Source organism: Flavobacterium soyae (assembly GCF_045348165.1).
Taxonomy (GTDB): domain Bacteria; phylum Bacteroidota; class Bacteroidia; order Flavobacteriales; family Flavobacteriaceae; genus Flavobacterium; species Flavobacterium soyae.
Genome location: NZ_CP150845.1, coordinates 4,425,331 through 4,445,815, shown reverse-complemented (window position 1 = coordinate 4,445,815; position 20,485 = coordinate 4,425,331). Strand labels below are relative to the sequence as shown.

The following is a 20,485-nucleotide window of genomic DNA, read 5'->3' as shown; positions in this document are numbered from 1 at the left end:
CAGTATAGTAAGTACTAAGAAGAGCAGCCTTTTAACCAGATTGATCTGTTGTGGTGAACTAGTCGGAACGAAACTGATGAATATTTTTTTTCATAAATGGTAAATAATGGGGGTTAATATATAATAGGAAAAACCAAATATGCTAAAAACGCAAACCGGTTTGGTTTCAAAAATACAAAAAGAAAGCTCTCAAATTTGAGAGCTTTCTTTTTTAGTTTAAAAAGATTTTAAACCTTATTAAAATTCATAATTTACTTTGTGAAGCATGATATCACTTAACTTATCACTGTCTTTAAATTTATTGTAATTAGGTAAAAATGAATTTATCAGCTTCAAATTTTTGCAGATATTAAAAGACATTCAGTCTTAACGATAAACTTTTTAAATCTTGTTCCAGAGAACGAATGGTAGCTTGAAGCTCATTTAACATATTAGCTCTCGAATACAAATCATCTGCAGTATAAATTCCACCGTCATCAAAAAAAAGTTTTTCGGTTTTAGAATCTATTTTTCCATCAAAATTGTATTGTAACCATCGATTTTTTATGCTTTCCTGTAAGTCATTTTTTCCGGAATTACTAAATTGTTTCTCGTTTATAATAGTCCATATAGAGTTTGGATATGTCATGTTAGAATTGTCATTGTACCAAATGTTTTTCAGAAGGTTTCTTTGAAGTTTTAAATTTATTTTTTTCCCTTTAGGAGAAATTGTAAGCGCCCCTAATCCGGCACTTAATAATCCACCGCTCACACCAACTGCATTACTGGAATTATTATTTTTTATTAAAACGGTTGCTACAGTAGTCAGTGCACCTATAGTGACTGAAGCTACAGTAAGATTTTTATTCTTTTTATTATTGGCAGCATTAACAAAATCGGCTAATTTATTTATACGTTCACCATTGCAGTCTAATTCTGAAGCCAATGCATTTATTTCTATACTGGTAAGCATTAAGCGGTCAGTAATTTTTTGTTTTAAAACTAATTTTTTTAAGGTATCATTTTTTATTTGAAGATATTCTGCTAAATAAGTTTCAATACCAATAGCATTGCTGATTAAGATATCATGTTTGGATAAATTGGCACTTAAAATACTATCTTGTTTCTGTATTTTATTGTTAGGCATTTCAAGTTTAGAATAATCATAATCAATGGTCGGCTGGCAGTAATTGCTTGTTAAATAATCAATTTTTGTGCTGTTCAAAACAGTTGAGCAAGAAGAAACAAGAACTGATATTATCATTGGCAGAATAAATGATTTCAGTTGTTTCATGCTCATTTTGTTTTTAACGTTAAAAATTATTAATTAACTTCTTACTGCCAAGTTAGGTCACAATTGGGAACTTTCCAAATTCAAACCCAAATTAGACAAAGCTTGTATTTGTTGCATTTCTAATTTGAATATCTGGCAGGTCTTTGTTTTTCTAGGTCTCCATTTCTCAAAACGATTTCTCGCAAAACTTAAAAGATTAATTTATGATACTATTAATTCGTTTTTAAATGAGTAATATAGTTCTTTTTGAAATGGTAAATAAGTATTTTTTTTTTTGAAAAATGTAGAAACTTAAAGAAAACTTCAAAAAGAACTTTGTTGCAGATTATAATCTGCAACCAGTTTTTGACTGGCGATAATCTTATATATAGGTAATTTTGAGATATTAACTTTAAAAGATCTTATTATTATGAATTTTAAAGCCTGCAGTAAACTAATTGGTTATGTCATTTTAGCATTTATAGGATTCACTGTATATGGACATAAGTATAAGACAGAAATCCCTAAATCGATAATTATTCCTGACAAAATTGATACCCGACTTGGAACACTAAATTTCAATGATGGTTTTACTGATGATCAGACAGTGGAGAAAATTTATGATAAATTGGACTTCCAGCGCAGCGTTCAGTCTTTTTTAACCGCTATACCGGCTGCTTCGCTGTATGCTATGCGGGAGGGACAGAAAAGCCTCGGTGTAAATAACCAGTCTGTTGTTGTCTTTGAAGATAGAATGGATTCAAAAACATTATTTTTTACTGCCAACTCTAAATCTGTTTATCTTGTTGGATGGCTGGATTTGAAAGATGGGCCAATAGTAATTGAAACGCCGCCGAATGTGTTGGATTTTCTAAATGACTACTGGTTTTATTATGTTGCCGATATCGGTAATGTCGGTCTTGATAAGGGAAAAGGAGGGAAGTTTCTTTTTGTTCCTCCGGATTATAAAGGAGATATACCCAAAGGATATTTTACTTATTACTCATTTAATTATTGGAATTATCTGTTTCTAGACAGTGCTTGGGAAAATCCATTTATAGGAAACAGTTATCTTTTTGAACATAATGATGTAAGATTAATTGATGCACGCAGCATGTTTTTCTTTGCAGCGACAGGAATTACCCCTGCAATGTCTATTGCCAAAGCAAGATTGGGATCACAATATGCGGGGTGTTTTCATAGATTCCAAAAAACTGATATTAGATGGCAGTAAAAATTATAAAATTCATCTTCCTGCCGGAATACCGGCAAAAGATTTTTGGTACTTTGTTGTTTATGATCTGCAGCCCCGCTCTATGCTTCAGACCGATCAGCAGTTTCCAAGTCTTGGAAACCAGAACAAAGAAATTGAAATTAATGCGGACATTTCCGTTGATGTTTATTTTGGACCAAAATCACCTAAAGGAAAAGATAATAACTGGATACAGATTATACCAGGTAAAAACTGGTTTGTTATACTTCGTCTATACGGACCGCTGCAGACTTGGTTTGATAAAAAATGGCAGTCTGGAGAGATCGAAGAATTGTGAATTTTATCCATATACTAAACAATTAATCTTTGTGCTATGAAAAAATCAATATTAATTTTGGTCTTATTATCTATAATAGGATGTACTAATTCTAAAAAAGAAGATAACACTTCAAATACGGAGCCTGCAAATATTAAAGGATTTGGCAATAATTCCAATGGCTGGATTGGTACAGAAACTGTAAGGTCACGATTAGGAGACTTCGAATTCAAAAATGGTTATCCTACGTCAGAATCTGTAAAAAAATTGAATGAAGCTTTGGTTTATAACCGGGCAATTGAAGTGTATCTTGATCAGATTCATGGTGTTTCATGGTATGCAGTTTGGAAAGGTGTTGCAAAAGCAGGGGCCGGAAAAACTAATCAACTGGTGATTTGGGAAACTTTAATGGATGCAGAAACGCTTTTACTGACAGGTAATAGTGAAACGGTTTACGGGTTAGCTTCGATAGATTTGAAACGGGACGGTGCAGTAGTAGTAGAAGTACCTGCCATGATGCTTGGAGGATTCAGTGATATTTGGCAGAGTGAAATAGCCAATATAGGACCAACGGGGATGGATAAGGGAAAAGGCGGAAAATATATTTTATTACCGCCAGATTATAAAGGAACTATTCCGGCTGGTTACATGGTTTTAAAATCTACAACGTATAAAGTAGTTTTTGGGGTGCGGGGGTTTCAGCAGGATGGTAAAACAGATAAGGCAGTAGCTCTAATGAAAACTGCAAAAATCTATCCATTATCAAAAGTATCAAATCCTCCTGTAATGGAGTTTACAAACGGGTCAGGAAAAGCGATTAATACTATTTTTTCAGATAACAGCAGTTTTTTTACCGATTTAAATGAAATTATTCAAACGGAACCTGATAATAAATTACAGACAAACGAAAAGTTTTTACTGGCTTCCATAGGGATTGAAAAAGGAAAGCCCTTTAAACTGGATGCTAATCGCAAAAACTTATTAAATGATGCGGCACAAACGGCTTCTGCTTTGGCAAGAGTTAAAAGTTTTGCCTCTGATGAACCTGAAAGATTAGTTTATACGGATAGAAGGTGGGAGTGGGCTTTTGTTGGCGGAAGTGCGACTTGGGATTCACAAGGTTATGTAAATACGGACAGACGTGCGGCATTTGCTTATATTGCAATTGGAATGTCACCTGCAATGGTGTTGAAGATTGTAGGCGGAGGGTCACAGTATTTATGTACGCCAAGAGCAGCCGATGGAGAATTCTTAGATGGAAGCAAAAATTATAAACTGCATATCCCTTCCAATATTCCTGTAAAAAACTTTTGGTCTGTTGTGGCTTATGACTCAGAAAGCCGTTCGATGATTCGTAATGGCAGACCTTTTCCAACAGTAAGCCAATATACAGGACCTAAGAGTAATTCTGACGGTTCAATAGATGTTTATTTTGGGCCCGAGTTGCCAAAAGGGCAAGAAAAAAACTGGATAAAGACTGTCAAAGGTAAAGGATATTTTGTTTTAGTGCGTTTCTATGGACCTCTTGATCCTTTCTTTGATAAAACATGGAAACTCGATGATATCATTGAAATGAAATAGAATTAGATATACGCATTTGGCATATTAGAATCCTAGAAAGGTTTAATATACTTAAATTGAATACTGAAATATATTGCAATTACTTAAATTTTACTTTGAAATACCGTGGAGCAGTAATCTTGCCATAAAACTGCCGAAATCAATTTTTAAATTGATAACTGGATAAACCACCTTAGTTTTTATGGCAAAAAAGGTATCCCTCCATGGATATTTTTCCACGATTTTGCCAAAGATTTTGAGTAGTTTTATTTTAAAAAATTTGAAAAGCAGTATAAAAGAAAAAAACCTGCGAATCCTGGGATTTGCAGGTTTTACCACGTTTTTTGAAAAGATTGAGAAACTTTTGTTTTCACTTCTTTTATCCTTTGTGGGGAGAGCAGGATTCGAACCTTAAGCTTGAAACCCACGTATTTCCTGCGTTTCTATTTTTTTTAACCTCTGTTGCCACGATGTTGGCATTATTTAAAATGAAAAGAACAACTATCAGGTCGTCTCTCCTAATTTTTAGGATTTTAAAAAGTGTTGGTGGAATAATCGTTCCCCCTTCGGAATCATAAACATAAAAGAACTGATTTGCTTTAAATAACGATAGCCGAAAACATCGTTATGGATAATCAATCAAATTTTGTAAATCCACATTCTAATTTACCTCTACAAGTTGGATTACTATTTTTGAATTATCAATATTTATATATTCGAGTCTTACAAAACCATAATCTGGATGGTAATAACTCTTCAAACCTGTTTTCATACTAAAGTTTTCAGATTGAGATAAGCCTATAGCATTGGTTACGTTACATTTTATATTGCCAAATGTTGTTTTAATAGTTTCATCATTCTGCCTTTCATATTCATATCGAACTTTAATATTATCTTTTGTTTTAACCCATCGAGGATCTAAATAGGCACCTCCAATTTCTAAATGCCAAGCCCAATTCTTAATTGATTTATCTAATTGATAAAAAGGAAACGGATTAAGCTGCAAAATCTTAAAAGTATATTGCCTTGGCGGATGCATCCATACATTTTTTTTATTATCATAAATACCTGTAGCTACGGAACCACACGAACAATAAGACTCATTGCTTTTCTTGCTTTTTACAGAACTGCAAGCGGAATTACAAACTTTTTGATTTGTTGTTAGGTAAGAATAGCTGATTACAGTTTGTGTACAAGTAGAATCAGCTGTACAGGCTGGATATGTTTCTTTTGCATCTGTTACTGTAAGTCTAATTTTGTCAATAGTAGTATCTGTAATTTTTTCATAACTTGTTAGATTAAGCAAATTTTGAATTGATGTTTGGTCATTTGTAAGCAAAAATTTTTTTTTCGCCCCAGACTTGTCAATAAAATAATAGTCATAAATGAATTCCCTGCCCACTTTATAGGTAAGATTGTTCTTTGAATATTTGAATTTTGTTGTATCTGTTTTATTGGGTTTCTCTAACCAAATGCCATCATTTGGATTTGGGTTTTTGAAATACACAGCATCTTCCAATATTAATTGTTGGGAATAAAGACTAGTGTAAAAATTCAAGATTATAATTATAAAAGTCACTGCTTTTTTCATTTGATAGGTTTTATTATCTTTTGATATTTTTAAGACAATTGCATAATAAATATACTATACGATTTTTTACAATTTGATAAGTAGGATATATGAACGAAAATGAGAGATAAATTTTGGGTAATGTTTCGTTTTAAGATTTTTTATTTCTAACTAAATCTTCAGGCTAAGTTAGCATATCCAATCCAATGTTGCTAATCTTAATTGATATATTAAATTATATATTAGCTATTATTGATGGAATAACCGTTTCTCCTTCAAGGTCGATGTGACAATTTTCGAGCCCTTTTTATTGATGATTTGATAAAGTTGAATGTATATAATTGCGTAAAATAAAAAAATAAACGTAAACTTTTTTGTTTTAATTAATTACGATTATTGTATGTTTTTTTGGTATACTATTTTTTGAATTTTGTCTTATTATTATGGTTTTTTATTTTGTAAAATATTGTTTGTCAGTTAATATAAAATACTATTTTTGTTTCTTTTAACATGGAAATAATTACAGATTAATGTCAAAAAGTAAGCTTCTTTTTTTATTCTTATTATTTATATCGCTATCATATTCTCAAGCGAAACGTGCTAGTGTAATGGTCAATGCCAGAGCTCAAAAAGATAAAATTTTGATTCGTTGGGCAGTTAATTCTCCCAGTGAATGGCAAAAAGCAAATAAAAAAGGGTTTATAGTTACCAGGACCACAATATTACGAGACGGGAATGTTTTATCTAAACCTGAAAAAATTCTTCTTACTCCAAAGCCACTAGTTGCGGAACCCTTAGATGCCTGGATTGATTTGATACAAAAAGATAATAATGCAGCTATTATTGCGCAATCTATTTATGGAGAAAGTTTTGAGGTAACTGCCGCTAAGGAAGGGGATTTGTCAAAAATAGTAAATATGGCAGATGAACTGGACCAGCGATACACTTTTGCTTTATATGCAGCAGATATGAGTTTTATCGGTGCGGTGAAAGCGGGTTGGGGATTTGTAGACACAAATATAAAGAAAAATGAAGTTTATGCTTATCAGGTAAGTGTTTTTGAAAGTCCAAAAGTAAAAGAATCATCTTATATGATAGGTTTAAAAGATTATAGTGTACTTCCGGCTCCAACTGATTTTATTGCGATTCCTGACGATAAAAAAGTTTTACTTTCCTGGGATTACGAAACCTTCAAAAGAATTTATACTTCTTATATGGTAGAAAAATCTTCTGATGGAATTAATTTTAGTCCAATAGCAGCTACACCTTTAGTAAACTTAAATGATAATGAGGAGCATCCGTCTAAAACTATGTATTATATTGATACACTTAGTGTCAATGACAAAATATATCACTACAGATTATACGGTATAACCTCATTTGGAGAAAAAGGAGAAATAACAAAACCTATTACTGCAACAGGAGCAGCTGCTATAGTTACTGGAGCTAGGCTGGTGGATTATAATATCATTAATTTAGACGAAGTTAATTTGGAATGGGAGTATCCTAAAGAGTCAGAAGGTTTTATTCAGGGGTATGAAATTAATTTAGCAGATAATGATCAGGGTCCCTATAAAGTTGTTTCTAAAATTATTCCGCCATCAGAAAGAAAACTCAATTACAAAGAAAATTTATATCCCTCTAATTATTTTACAATATCTGTTGTTGGTAAAAATAATCAGCGATTAACATCTCAGAGCATGCTGGTTCAGCCTGTAGATTCTATACCACCGGCAAAACCAATAGGTCTTGAAGGTGTAATTGACAGTCTTGGGGTCGTGAAACTAAAATGGAAACCAAATCAGGAAAAAGATTTGCGAGGATACCGAATTTTAAAATCTAACAATACAGGCGAAGAGTTTGTAGATATTTATCATCAGTCCTATGTTGGTAATGACTATAAAGATAGTGTGAGTTTAAAAATGACCAATAGCAAAGTCTACTACAGAATTGCTGCAGAAGATATGCGATTTAATATTTCTGACCCATCTGATGTTTTAGTATTGGATAAGCCGGATAAAATTCCGCCAGCAGCACCCATTTTCAAAGATTACGATAATAAGGATGGCAAGGTACATCTGAAATGGATACGAAGTTATAGTGAAGATGTAGTAGGATATAGTTTAAGAAGGAGGGAAAAAGGACAAGAAAAGTGGGAGGAAATCAAGCAGATAAACGATACGATTCAGGAGTTTACAGACGATAGGATAGAGAATAAGAAAACATATCAGTATGCTATTTTAGCAAAGGATAAAAGTAATCTTTGGTCCTCATTAGATCATTCAACGATTACAGTACAGGTTTTAGACTTTACACCAGTAAAAATAATTTCGTTTTTGCAAGGATTGCCTGATAGAGAAAATAAAAAAATAACCCTGACTTGGGATTATACGAAGAAAGACAAAGTTTTAGGATTAAGCATTTATAAAAATATAAAAGGAATGCCGCCAACATTATGGAAAGAATTAAATAGCGATGTTTTTACTTTAGAAGATAAAAATTTAAAAATGAACATGGAATATGAATATCACTTAATTCCAAGTCTGCAAAGTAACAGTCCAGCAAAAGAAGAAGTTTTAACCGTTGTATATTAAGCGCTTATGAAGAAAATTTACTTATTGATAATTTTATTGTTTTCTATTTTAGGATATTCCCAGGGTGTTGGAAATTACAAAGTTAGTTTAGGTATAACAGGCATAAATCAAAAGGTAAGCATTTCTGCAAATTGTGGCAGCCGTCTGGAGTCTTGGCTAAATTATAGTAATGCAGGAGAAGACCACTTTTTTAATCAGCCTGTTGGTGATGGACAAGATCTTCCCAGAAACTGGACAGCAACTTTTCCAAGTTCAAAAAAGCTTACAAGAATTAGATATTATTCTTCAGGGATGAAATGGCATGGAGGCTTTACTAGTCGTTGTAAAAATGATAATAGCAGTACAGAGTATAAAAATGTTTCATACGGGATTACAGAATATTACCTGCCTAATTATTTTACTAGAATTTATAACTTAAGAGCAACACTTAAGATTCTTCCTGATCTTCACATACAGGTGCCAACACCTAATAATGGAGGTGATATTTTGCCTACAACTGATAAGATTACAATAAAATCTAATACAGGATTTTTAAGCTCTGAATACAATTGGCAATATTCAACTAATCCGCTTGATCCCTCAAGCTGGATAAGTTTACCACAATTTAATACCGCGAGCATAACGGTAAATGCAGTGGATATATTACAAGTATTAGATGCATCAAGTCACGGTAAAAAGATCTCATTTAGACAAATAGCCTATAATGGAGCTGCAGTTTCAAATGAGGTTACCTACAGTGTACGTTTATCTGCGCCAAGAGTTGATTCAGCATCTCCTATTGATCCAACATGCAGTGATACTAATGATGGATCAATAAAGCTAATGTTTAATAGAACGTTATATCCTGGAGAACAATTAAATTATACATTATTGGATGTTACCACAAATACTCCTACTGACTACAATGGTACATTAGCTATTGAAGAGGATAAGTCTTTTGTTATTTCGGGCTTACGAAAGGGAAGTTATATGTTACAGTTAGTAGGTTTTAAAGATGGGCTTAGTACATCTACTGATGCAGATCGATATGATTTGAAATCCTTTATAATAACACCACCTCCGCCAGTAGATTTTACATTAAGTAGTACAAATGTACAATGTTATGGATCTCAGGACGGTACTATAACCATTACTCCAACCGGAGGAACCCGTAGTACATTAGGTAATGATTCTTATTCATTAGATAATGGAGTCAGCTGGATTCCTTTCCCTAATGATAAACCATACACAATTACTGGTTTGGCACCTGGAACTTACAGAGTAAAAGTTAAAGATATGAACGGGTGTATTGCTAAAACGCAGACATTAGTAAATGGAAATATTCAACTTGGCGATGATAAAGTACTGGAAGAAACCTTATCGCAGCCAACATCACCATTAACACTCCATTACACATTCAAAAAAGATCCCACTTTTTATGGAGCAGCTAACGGAAAATTAACAGCCTCAATAACTGGTGGAACCATCAATGATGATAAATCGTATGAATACGAATGGAAAAATAGTAATGGAGTTGTTTTACCAGCAGCAGCCCAGTATAATTCTGCTGATAAAACATTTAATATTACATTAGAGGATATACCTGAGGGAGAATACAAACTAACGGTAAAAGATAAAAATTATAATAATGTCACAAATAAAGCAGGCTGTTCTATTATAGAATCAACACAGGTATTAAGTCAGCCTGATCAAATAAAAATTGTTTTAACAGAAACACAGTCTATTTCTTGTAACTCTGAGAATTTGGAGTCAGATAGGAATAAATTCTCAGACGGGATTATAAAAGCAGCAGTCAGCGGAGGAATTAAATTTACCGGAGCTGCAAATAATGGTTTACCATATAAATATATCTGGTCAAAATATAATGCTGTAACCAATTTGTGGGAGGAATTGACGGATTATAAAACAGATACCGCAGAGAACCTTTCAAAAGGAAACTATTCGCTAAACGTTATAGATGCCAATGGAATAGTGCAGGGAACTTATAATATTACAGATTTAGTAACAGCAATTCCAACAACAAAAGAAATCGCAGAACCAACTAAACTTGAATTGTCATTTACTTCTGGAAATGTTTCCTGCCATCAGGGCAATAATGGCTGGGCTACAGCGACTGTCACCGGAGGAGCAGGGTCTTATAAATATAAGTGGTATAATACAGGTGGTGGATTTATTGATGAGAATAAAATATCTCAGTTAACAGCCGGCGAATATACTGTTGAGGTTACAGACGGTAAAGGATGTTTCATAAAAGGAAGTATCATAATTAGTGAGCCGGCAGAAATAGTAAAAATTGACTACGAAGAAATTTTTACACCAACTTTTTCAGGAGCCACTAACGGAAGAATTACAGCGAAGATAACAGGAGGAACATCAAATGCTGATAAATCATATAATTATGAGTGGAAAAACTCAAAAGGAATACTACAAGCAGCAACTGCTGAAGTAAAAGATGGAATTTATACCATTACTCTAAATGGTGTTCCGGCGGATGATTATTTTTTAACCATTAAGGATAAAAATTATAACGAAGCAACAAATCAAATCATTAATTGTTCGGTATTAGAGTCAAAAGTAACACTCAATGAACCTGATCCTTTAAAAGTTATTTTTGAAATCGTTCGTACTATTTCTTGTAATACAAGTAATGAGTTCGGAAATGATACAGATACGACCCCTAAAGACGGACAGCGTGATGAATCACAAGATGGTATTTTAACGGCTCATGTTTCCGGTGGAACTCCGCTGGCATCATCTGTAAACAACGGATTGCCTTATTATTTTTATTGGAAAAAACAACAGCCGGATGGCTCCTGGACAGCTTTACCTAACATTACGGGAGAAACGGCTTCAGATCTTTCTCATGGGAATTATGCTTTAAATGTAAAAGACAGAAACGGAATCATGTTAGGGACTTACGTCAATAATCAGCTTACACAAGAAATTGACGCAGCCCAATTGATGCAGGAACCTGCAAAATTATCCGTGACCATTACTCATGGTGATGTTTTTTGTAATGAAGGGAATGACGGTTGGGCTACAGCAAATGTTGTGGGCGGAACACCTCCGTATGATTATAAATGGTCTAATGAAGTAGAAATTGATAAAAATACGGTTTTAAAATCGGGCGAATATTGGGTATTTATTACAGATGCTAAAGGATGTACTGCACAAGAAAGTGTTACGATTTTGCAACCAGTAACACCACTTACCATTAATTATAAAGAAGTTCTTAATCCGGGGTTTTACAAAGCCACTAATGGAAAAATTGTAGTGGAAGTTACCGGTGGTACTATTTTCTCAGACAACACTTATTGGTTTGAATGGAAAAATAGTAAAGGAATTGTACAAACTACAACCACAACCAATTTTAGCAATGGTGTTTATACAATCTCTCTAAACGGGCTTCCGGAGGAAATGTACAGCTTAACGGTTCGTGATGCTAATTATAATCCTGCAGCAAATAAAACAAGTTGTACCGTCGTAAATTCTGTTACAACTTTAGACGACCCGGACCCTCTTGAAGTTACTTTTGAGGTAGTTCGTACTATTTCCTGTAATGTGAGTAATGAATTTGGAAATGAGACCGATGCTAATCCATCAGATAATCAAAGAGATGAATCGCAGGATGGTATTTTAGTTGCTCATGTCAAGGGAGGAATTCAGCTGCAGGCAGATAAAAATAAAGGATTGCCATATTTTTATACCTGGAAAAAACAACAAAAAGACGGTTCGTGGATACTTTGGAATGATCAGGATGAAACCGCTGAAAATTTATCTGAAGGAACTTACGGATTGAATATTGAAGATGCCAACGGAATAAAACTCGGAACGTATGTCAATAATGTTTTGGTTGGGGAAAAAGATGTTACGCACTATATGCCTGAACCGGAAAAATTAAAACTGAGTTTTACCAAATTTGATGTTGGTTGTACTACAGGAAATGACGGTTGGGCAGAAGCGCATGTTTCCGGTGGAACTCCGCCCTATACGTATGAGTGGACAAATGGGGGAACAACACCGAAAATAGAAAATATTTCAACAAACAATTACTTTGTAATAGCAACTGATGCAAAAGGCTGTATTGTTCAGGGAAGTATTTTTGTTGGTGATCCAAAAGGAATATTTACTACTGAAACCATCAAAAACCCTATTTGTTATAAAGGAAATGACGGATCAATTCAACTTAATGTTACAGGAGGAAATTTACCTTACAGCTATTTATGGAACACCGGTGCCACTACCAAAGATCTAAATAATCTTACTGCAGGAAATTACGAAGTCGCTATAATCTGTCCGGATTGTTGTACGTATAAAAAGAAATTTGTTCTAAAAGATCCGGGACCTGTTATTGTCAATATTGGTACTGACAGAACATTATGTAACGATCAGAATCTGGATTTAGATGCTGCAGTTGCAGATCAAAAGGCACAATACAGCTGGACTTCTACAAACGGATTTACTTCAAATGACGCAAAAATAAATGTATCAAAAGCGGGAACTTATCATGTAAAAGTAACTTCAGGTTTAGGTTGTATCGGCGAAGATGAAGTTGTAATAAAAACAAGCCAGGCCGTAATTAGTTCAGAGTTTTTATTGAGTTCACAAGCTTATTTAGACGAAGAAGTAATTTTGATTAATACCAGTAATCCTTTTGGCGAAAATACAAATTGGGTAATTCCTAAAGGAGTAAAAATTGTAGAGCAAAAAGAAAAATACATAACATTGAAGTTTGATGCCATAGGGGTTTATTCAATTGGTTTGCAGCAAACGCAAGGAGAATGTTATGCTACATACACTAAAAACATTACAATAGAACAGCGAAGTACATTACCTAATACTGGTACAACATCTCAATTCATTGTAGATTTTATCGTAACCCCAAATCCGAGTAATGGTAATTTTAAAGCACTTGTAACATTAGAAAACAATAGTGACATAAACTTAAGGCTATTCTCTACAACCGGGCAAAATACTATGATTCAGAAAAAAGAATCCGGAAAGAAGAAGTATGAAATAGATTTTGATACCGCATTAGAATCCGGAATGTATGTTTTAGTATTAGAAACAGGGCAGCAAACATTGGTCAAAAAAATTATCATCTATTAAAAATGAAGAGTCTTTACAATAACATATATTTATTTGTTCTATTTCTGTTTTTTAGTGCAGCCGGATATGCGCAATTATATCCGGTTCAGTTAACACCTGTTTTTAATAGTCCGTATAGTGTCAAAATATCAGACTATGCCACCAGCATGGATACTAAAATGCAGCTGCTGGTCAATCCTACCGATATTTCGATATCTCAAAGGCAGGTACGTCTAAAATTGTATATACAAGGTAACGGACTTAATATACAAAGCAGCGATTATATACAAGGGCAGCCACCGGTATTTATTAATGGAGGTGAGCTGCAAACCCTTACCAATACTGATATTGCGGCATTGTTTAGATTAGAAAATCTGCAAGGTATTACTGCATCTCAATATGCTAATGGATTACCCGAAGGGATGTATAGCTTTTGCTTTGAAATGTATGATTTTGCGACTAACCAGAAGATCTCGCAAAAAAGTTGTGCCAGTTTGTACCTGATATTAAACGATCCGCCGCTATTAAATACACCACAACGAAACGAACAAATTGCTTCGACAGAATTTCCTAATATTTTATTTACCTGGACGCCACGTCAGATAAATGCAACGAATGTTTCGTATAAATTCGAATTAAAACAGCTTATAGACCCTGCACTAGACCCACAGTTTGCATTTCAGATGTCCCCTGTTTTATATGAGGAAACACTTTTTGGTACTGCTTTACTGTATAATTTAAACATGCCAATCCTGACACCAGGAATGAGTTATGCATGGCGTGTACGAGCAATTTCAACTACGGGACTCTCAGAAAATGCTGTCTTTAAAAATGATGGATATAGTGAGATATATTCTTTTAAGTATACTTCTTCGTGCACAGCCCCAACTTTTTTATTAAGCGAAGTTCAGAATTCTAAAAGTGTAAAAATCACTTGGGAAGGAACACCTGAACATACACGTTATCAGCTACAATACAAAAAACAAGATGTTCGTAATGCGCAATGGTTTTCGACCAATAGTTTAAACACACAAAGTTTAATCACCAATTTAGAGCCGGGTTTTACCTATCAATTTAGAGTTGGCTCAAGTTGTGATCCTGCAACCGAAGGTGTTCAGTCATTTATCTACTCCGGAATCAGCACATTTACAATACCTACAGAAACTAATGGTGTTCCTGCTTATAATTGCGGTATCGTTCCTCAAATTAATATTCAAAATCAAAAACCGCTTACTAATCTAATACAAAGTGAAACGTTTAAAGCCGGAGATTTTCCGGTAACTATTTTAGAGCTTAAAGGGGAGAATAGTCCTTATTCAGGGCGAGGTTATATTATTGTGCCTTATCTGGCAGATACTAAAATTGCTGTTGAATTTAATAATATCGTAATCAATACAGATTATCAATTGATTAGCGGTGTTGTGGAGACGAGTTATAATCCGGATTGGAAAAATGTTACCGATGTGGAAGATTTCACCGGAGAGGGACAAGGAGGTCAGGTAGAAGAAACGGTTCCGTTTATAATAAAAGATATTGTTATTAATGCCAATGGCGATATAGTAGTAAATGGAACGGGGGGTGAGCAGGTTACCATACCAGGTGGGAAAGACACCATTATTACGGATAGCGGGGGCATGGCAGCTGATGGGAAAACAGTTATCCCACCTAAAGTTTACAACGTAGACAACAAAGGAAACGGAAGTAATGAAGGTGTTACAGTTGCTGAAGGAGGAAAACCAACACCTGAAAATACCGATGGTGTAGATAAAAGCGGTCAGGCAACAGCATTTACAGCCAAAGGAATCTCAATTGCTTTTTCAGGCAATGACAGTAAATATGCTTTTGATGTAATGCCAAACAACGCATCTGCAGCTTTACAAAAGTTATACAAAAAAGCAGGAGATGTGGCGCTGCCCTATAAAGCGGTTTTAAATAGCGATACAGATACATTGTTGGCTACAGTAACCACTACAGATGCCAATATAAAATTAGACAGTATTGTTTTTAAAACCCAGAACGGTGCCAAAATAGACTTTACAAGAAAAGATAAAGTCTTTGTGCTAACGGTAAAAGGAAGCCTGAGTTATGCCGAAGAGGAAATAGTAGCGACTATAAAACAAGAGAATAGATGGAAAGTTATAGGAGCATTTATGCTCGTGCATATTTCGCCAAAAGAGGTTAATGTTACATTAGTACCTACAGATGATGTTTCAGAAAAGAAACTTGATACTCTTATTGCCAGTACTCAGAAGATTTACAATAAAGTGGGAGTTAAAATAAACTTTAAGAAAGAGCAAATACTAAAAGATTTCGATAGTGTAGTTCCAAATAGTGTTGATAAAATTCAGACCGAAAAGAATACACTTACATCAACTTACAGTACAGTTCAGCAAAACATAAATGCCTTGTACAAAGGTGATGTAAATAGCTACGTATTGTTTATAACCGATAAAGCATCAAGTACTGGGCAACAAGGATATATGCGCTTGAACGGGCAGTTTGGCTATGTATTTAATTCAGGATTAAACAAAACTCCGGCGCACGAATTAGGTCACGGAATCTTTAAATTAGAACATCCTTTTGAGTTGTACAAAACTAAGGAATCAAGTACTGATTTGTTGATGGATTATAGTGAAGGAACCGTTTTAAACCATCAGGATTGGAAACAGATTAATGATCCTGCATTTAAGTTATATGCATTTCAGAGTCAGGCTAGTGGGGAGATTGCTGGAGGTTTTGGTATTTCGCCAGATTTTTATATTGTAAGTAATGGAGACGAAACTACAGTAGCAAATATTAATTTAGGTTCTAAAGGTTCACTAGGTGGTTTTGTATCGACCAAAAATGGAAAAAAAGTTACTTACAAGTGGGATGATGGGAAATATATTGGTGACGATGGAACCTCAATTGGTAATCAGAATTTAAAACCTACATTAAATACAAGTAGAATTTATCTTTTTTATGATAATGATAAATCATGTCCTTATAGTAAATTTTTAAGAACTATTTATGACCAAAGATTAAAAGAACTAATTGATGAGCATGACGCTGAAGGATTGAGTAAGTATATTGATGAATATAATACAACCAAATACTTTAAAAGAGAAAAAGAAGAAAGAAGTATTTATTGGGGATATTTGGGTTGTCAAAACTCAGGTAGTACAAGTAATCAAGAATATCAACAATTGGTAGATGCCAGAAAAGATTTAACTGATTTACAAAAACAAAAGTTTAAAGATGTTTTAGCAAAGTTGACAGCAATACCTTACGATATTTTGACTGGAAAATGTACGGATACAGATAAACAAAACTGTAAGTGTATCGATTTGCAAGATCAAAAAACAACTATAAGTAACGACTGTTTAGAAAAATTAATTGCATCTATCCAACAATCAACCTGCACTCAGGAATTTATTTCTGCTTTTGAAGAAAGAATGGATGTTACCACATTTATAGGTGCGGCTCAAATTACTGAATTATTAGATAAAGTGGATGATTGTGTAATTGGTAAATTAAGCAAAAATACAAGGCATAAACTATATGAATTAATGTTTCATAATTCAATTGTAGCTCATCCATATAGTACTTATGGTGGTGGTTTTATACCAACCCGAATGAATAAGGGCAAAGATTATTTGATCTTAAAACTATTAAAATCTGCTTCAAGTGAAGAACAGGTTTGGTTTGTTAATACATTCCTGAATTCAAAAGATAATGCAAATACGACAAAACTGAACTTTCTAATTAGGCAGAATCCAGATTTGGTATTGACAGCAGAGATTTTAAAAGTTTTATCAGAGTTTGTGGCAAGTAACGGGTCAATTGTCATAGATAAACCAATTGTAGAAACCAAAACATTTTTTGATAAACAAGTAAGCATACCTACAAATATTAATCCTATAATGATTTATTATGAAAACTGGATTACAGGTTCTAACGAATTTAAAGTAGGTAGTTTTAAAGTTACAGTAGATGAATCTGAATTGAGTCTTAATGGCGAAAACAAACTAAACGTAAAACAAATAGGAGATTTTCTAAGAACAGGAACTGATACTTCTATAGAAATAAATGATAATTATTATGTAAATCCCTGGGATGATGTTACTCTAATTCTTGCCAAGGATATGGAAGAGACTATAGGGTTGCAAGTGGGTAAAACAATAAAAACAAAAGCTGTTTATGCTTTGTTCTTAGATGAAATAGGAAGCAGGGTGGTTAGCGGGCAAAATGTTCAAATAGCCACTTCTGCGGTGGCAATTGTGGGGGCTTTTTTTACATATGGTGCCTCGTTAGAACTTTTAGCAGGCGAATCAATTGTTTCATTAACAGGACTACAAGTATTGTCATCAGCACTGGTAATTACATCTTCAGCAACAAATTTAGCATTACTGAGTCAATCTGGAAATAGAACATTGAGTCCTGAGGAAAAAATTGTGATGCAAAAATGGAATACATTTTACAATACATTGCTCCTTTTGGATGGAGGAATTAATATTTATTCTACCATCAAAAATATAAGCAGCCTTAGTAAGGCAGTACAGTTGGAAAAAATGATTATTGATGCTGAGAATTCTTCTGCAAATTTAGGCAAGGTAGTTAATCTCTTTGATAATACAGGCGGTTTTATTAAACCAACCGCAACAACTACCGGTACTGCTATTACGGCAGAAAGAGGTGCGATGACAATAGTGAAAAACATAAATAATGAAGGGAATGCTGTCGCTACCTCCAGCGCTGCGAATTATAATAAATCTTTCGCTTATGATGGTAATGCAGCTCTTAAATTAAATCCTGAAATATATCCGGAACTAACAGCATTATCAGAAACTAAAGTTATACAGTTTCCAAAACCAGATTTGGCAACCAAACTAATACCGGAGGTACCAATAGGAAATGCATCACAATTAATACCTTACAATGTAATGTATTATACAGGGCTAACCGGTACAGTAGAAGTAATTGTTGCGACAAACGAATTGACCAAAGATGTAGCACAAGTAGTATATGCATCACCGGCGGTTGCCACCAAACTGAAAGAAACGGAAGAAAATAACTGTACTGTATATACTAAGTTTGGTACACCTAACTGTATTAAATTTCGTAGTTTATTGGCCGAAACAGGAAAAAAAGGGGGTGTAGATAAACTATATAACAACTTATTAAGCAGTAATGTAAGTACGGTGTTAAATAAGTTAATTATTACGTCTGATAATAAAATTTTCTTAGATGACATATTAGAAACTACCTATACATTATCAACACATATTGCACAATATAGTAATGCTACTATTAGCAATTGGAAAACCTTATATGATAATAAAAAAGAGTTTGCCCGTAAAGACTGGAATACATTAATACAATTCGATAAACTTAATAAACAGGTTAAGGCAGAAGTATTGAAATTTTCGGATGCAAGTAATACTAAGAGTACTTTAAAAGAATTCACAACTGATTTAGAAAAAGTACCCGGTTTTACTGATTTTATAAATAAACATATCGAGTATGCTAAGGGTTTTGTTGGACATAAACAAAGTGTAATTTATACTCCGGAGCAGTATGAGCTGCTAACCCCTGAAACAATTGAAGAGATACCTTTAAATTCTGAATTACACGATACCATTGTAGCATGGATAAACTATTCAAAAGATGATGCCAAACGTAAAAACTATTTTAAATTAGGAAAAGATTTTGAAAAGTCAATAGAAACAGCTTTAAAATCTGATAATAGTGCAGTATATAAGGATTTGTTAAAATTAATACCCGATTTGGCAGAAAGACAAATACTTAGTCAGGTACAATTTTGTATAAATGGAGAAACATCTTGTAACGAAGAAGGAAAGTATTTTATAGCTGATTTTGTATTTATTAAAAAAGTAAAAAATGAAGAAGGAGAAAGTAATTGGGATGTTGTAATTGCAGATACAAAATTAAGTGAAAAAACAGGTTTTACCAATAATCAAAAAAAGGCTATAGGTATAAGTAGTTATTATTTGAAATCTATAAAGATTCCACCAGCAGATATTAATGGAGAAAATATTAAAATTGAAGTTGGGGATAAAATTATCAGAAATATCCTTAAAAACAGATTTATTAAAATATATTCTAATGGAGGGGGAGTGTATAAAAGTTCAAAAGTATCTGAAAAATGAGTAGAAAAGTAGATTTTGTAAATGATTATATAGCTAATTATGTATCAGATAATTTTCCGGAATTATCAAGATTTAAAATAGAGATGAATGAAGATGCTTTATATTTCCATAACATCGTAGATGGATATAAACATGTATTGTATGTAGGATTAGGGCATATTACTTATCCTGATGAGAAAGTAGTTCATGGAGGATTTCATTGCTGGACTGAAGTAACTATTGTAGAAAATTTGTTGATTGAATTGCTTTCAAAACATAAACTATATGTAAAACAGTTATTTCCGACTATTTATTTTGACGAATTTACAAATACGGATTTTAAAGGAGTATGGGATTCGTTTAAACAATTTGATAATTATGATTTGTCTACCAACAAGGAGATATTAGATAAACTATGTAAGCATTATAGTAATGTGATTAAGCAGTATTTTATTCCATTTTGGAAAAAATACAGCAACATACAATACATCAATGATGAGATTATCGACAAAGTAGATCAGATGGATTTGACAGATTATTTAGGTGTAGGATTAGTACAGTTTAAAAAGCTCATTATTATGCGAATTTGCAAGAATCAGAGATATGATTCTTATAAGGAATGGTTATTAAATATTTATAGAACAAAAGAGGATGAAATGAAAAATGACAGTGAATGGAATGCTAAGTATAATTTATTCAAAGAATTAATTGAAATTCTAGAAACTCAATATTAAAATACAAGTTTTCCTGTAGTTGGCGTGAAC

Annotated in this window: 9 protein-coding genes; 7 read left to right on the top strand and 2 right to left on the bottom strand. The window is 33.4% G+C overall.

Features of this window, described 5'->3' with window-relative positions; all coding sequences use genetic code 11:
* Positions 1–349: 349 nt before the first annotated feature.
* On the bottom strand, positions 350–1,273 hold the full coding sequence (locus AABD74_RS18685; RefSeq protein ID WP_406843895.1) for a hypothetical protein: 924 nt from the start codon (positions 1,271–1,273) through the stop codon (positions 350–352).
* A 409-nt stretch (positions 1,274–1,682) separates the two neighbouring features.
* Between AABD74_RS18685 and AABD74_RS18680 the strand changes: the two genes are divergently transcribed.
* From AABD74_RS18680 to AABD74_RS18670, 3 genes are read left to right on the top strand one after another with little or no spacing between them, the layout of a single operon-like run.
* Positions 1,683–2,486 carry a DUF1254 domain-containing protein gene (locus AABD74_RS18680; RefSeq protein ID WP_406843894.1) on the top strand — a complete coding sequence of 268 codons (804 nt, stop codon included), beginning with the start codon at positions 1,683–1,685 and terminating at the stop codon, positions 2,484–2,486.
* Complete coding sequence (locus tag AABD74_RS18675) at positions 2,437–2,802, top strand: DUF1214 domain-containing protein (RefSeq protein ID WP_406843893.1); 366 nt, start codon at positions 2,437–2,439, stop codon at positions 2,800–2,802. Before AABD74_RS18680 ends, AABD74_RS18675 begins: the two co-directional genes overlap by 50 nt.
* A gap of 36 nt (positions 2,803–2,838) precedes the next feature.
* The gene (locus tag AABD74_RS18670; protein ID WP_406843892.1) at positions 2,839–4,362 is read left to right on the top strand and encodes a DUF1254 domain-containing protein; all 1,524 of its coding nucleotides are present in this window, start codon (positions 2,839–2,841) and stop codon (positions 4,360–4,362) included.
* Between the two features lie 640 nt (positions 4,363–5,002).
* On the opposite strand, the gene AABD74_RS18665 is transcribed toward AABD74_RS18670, so the two are convergent.
* Positions 5,003–5,932: a hypothetical protein gene (locus AABD74_RS18665; RefSeq protein WP_406843891.1), complete on the bottom strand. Its 930-nt coding sequence runs from the start codon at positions 5,930–5,932 to the stop codon at positions 5,003–5,005.
* A gap of 509 nt (positions 5,933–6,441) precedes the next feature.
* Here AABD74_RS18665 and AABD74_RS18660 point away from each other — a divergent pair.
* The 4 genes from AABD74_RS18660 to AABD74_RS18645 are packed head-to-tail and all read left to right on the top strand — an operon-like array spanning position 6,442 to position 20,455.
* Positions 6,442–8,505, top strand: coding sequence for a fibronectin type III (locus tag AABD74_RS18660; RefSeq protein WP_406843890.1), 2,064 nt, complete (start codon positions 6,442–6,444; stop codon positions 8,503–8,505).
* Positions 8,506–8,511: 6 nt separating this feature from the next.
* Positions 8,512–13,614: a T9SS type A sorting domain-containing protein gene (locus AABD74_RS18655; RefSeq protein WP_406843889.1), complete on the top strand. Its 5,103-nt coding sequence runs from the start codon at positions 8,512–8,514 to the stop codon at positions 13,612–13,614.
* Positions 13,615–13,616: 2 nt separating this feature from the next.
* The gene (locus tag AABD74_RS18650; RefSeq protein WP_406843888.1) at positions 13,617–19,742 is read left to right on the top strand and encodes a hypothetical protein; all 6,126 of its coding nucleotides are present in this window, start codon (positions 13,617–13,619) and stop codon (positions 19,740–19,742) included.
* Positions 19,739–20,455, top strand: coding sequence for a hypothetical protein (locus AABD74_RS18645; protein WP_406843887.1), 717 nt, complete (start codon positions 19,739–19,741; stop codon positions 20,453–20,455). Before AABD74_RS18650 ends, AABD74_RS18645 begins: the two co-directional genes overlap by 4 nt.
* Positions 20,456–20,485: the final 30 nt, after the last annotated feature.

What these genes read in the sequence shown, in the direction of transcription:
- AABD74_RS18650 (WP_406843888.1), top strand. Translation starts at nt 13,617, where the DNA reads ATGAAGAGTCTTTACAATAACATATATTTATTTGTTCTATTTCTGTTT.
- AABD74_RS18655 (WP_406843889.1), top strand. Translation starts at nt 8,512, where the DNA reads ATGAAGAAAATTTACTTATTGATAATTTTATTGTTTTCTATTTTAGGA.
- AABD74_RS18670 (WP_406843892.1), top strand. Translation starts at nt 2,839, where the DNA reads ATGAAAAAATCAATATTAATTTTGGTCTTATTATCTATAATAGGATGT.
- AABD74_RS18680 (WP_406843894.1), top strand. Translation starts at nt 1,683, where the DNA reads ATGAATTTTAAAGCCTGCAGTAAACTAATTGGTTATGTCATTTTAGCA.
- AABD74_RS18675 (WP_406843893.1), top strand. Translation starts at nt 2,437, where the DNA reads ATGCGGGGTGTTTTCATAGATTCCAAAAAACTGATATTAGATGGCAGT.
- AABD74_RS18645 (WP_406843887.1), top strand. Translation starts at nt 19,739, where the DNA reads ATGAGTAGAAAAGTAGATTTTGTAAATGATTATATAGCTAATTATGTA.
- AABD74_RS18685 (WP_406843895.1), bottom strand. Translation starts at nt 1,273, where the DNA reads ATGAAACAACTGAAATCATTTATTCTGCCAATGATAATATCAGTTCTT.
- AABD74_RS18660 (WP_406843890.1), top strand. Translation starts at nt 6,442, where the DNA reads ATGTCAAAAAGTAAGCTTCTTTTTTTATTCTTATTATTTATATCGCTA.
- AABD74_RS18665 (WP_406843891.1), bottom strand. Translation starts at nt 5,932, where the DNA reads ATGAAAAAAGCAGTGACTTTTATAATTATAATCTTGAATTTTTACACT.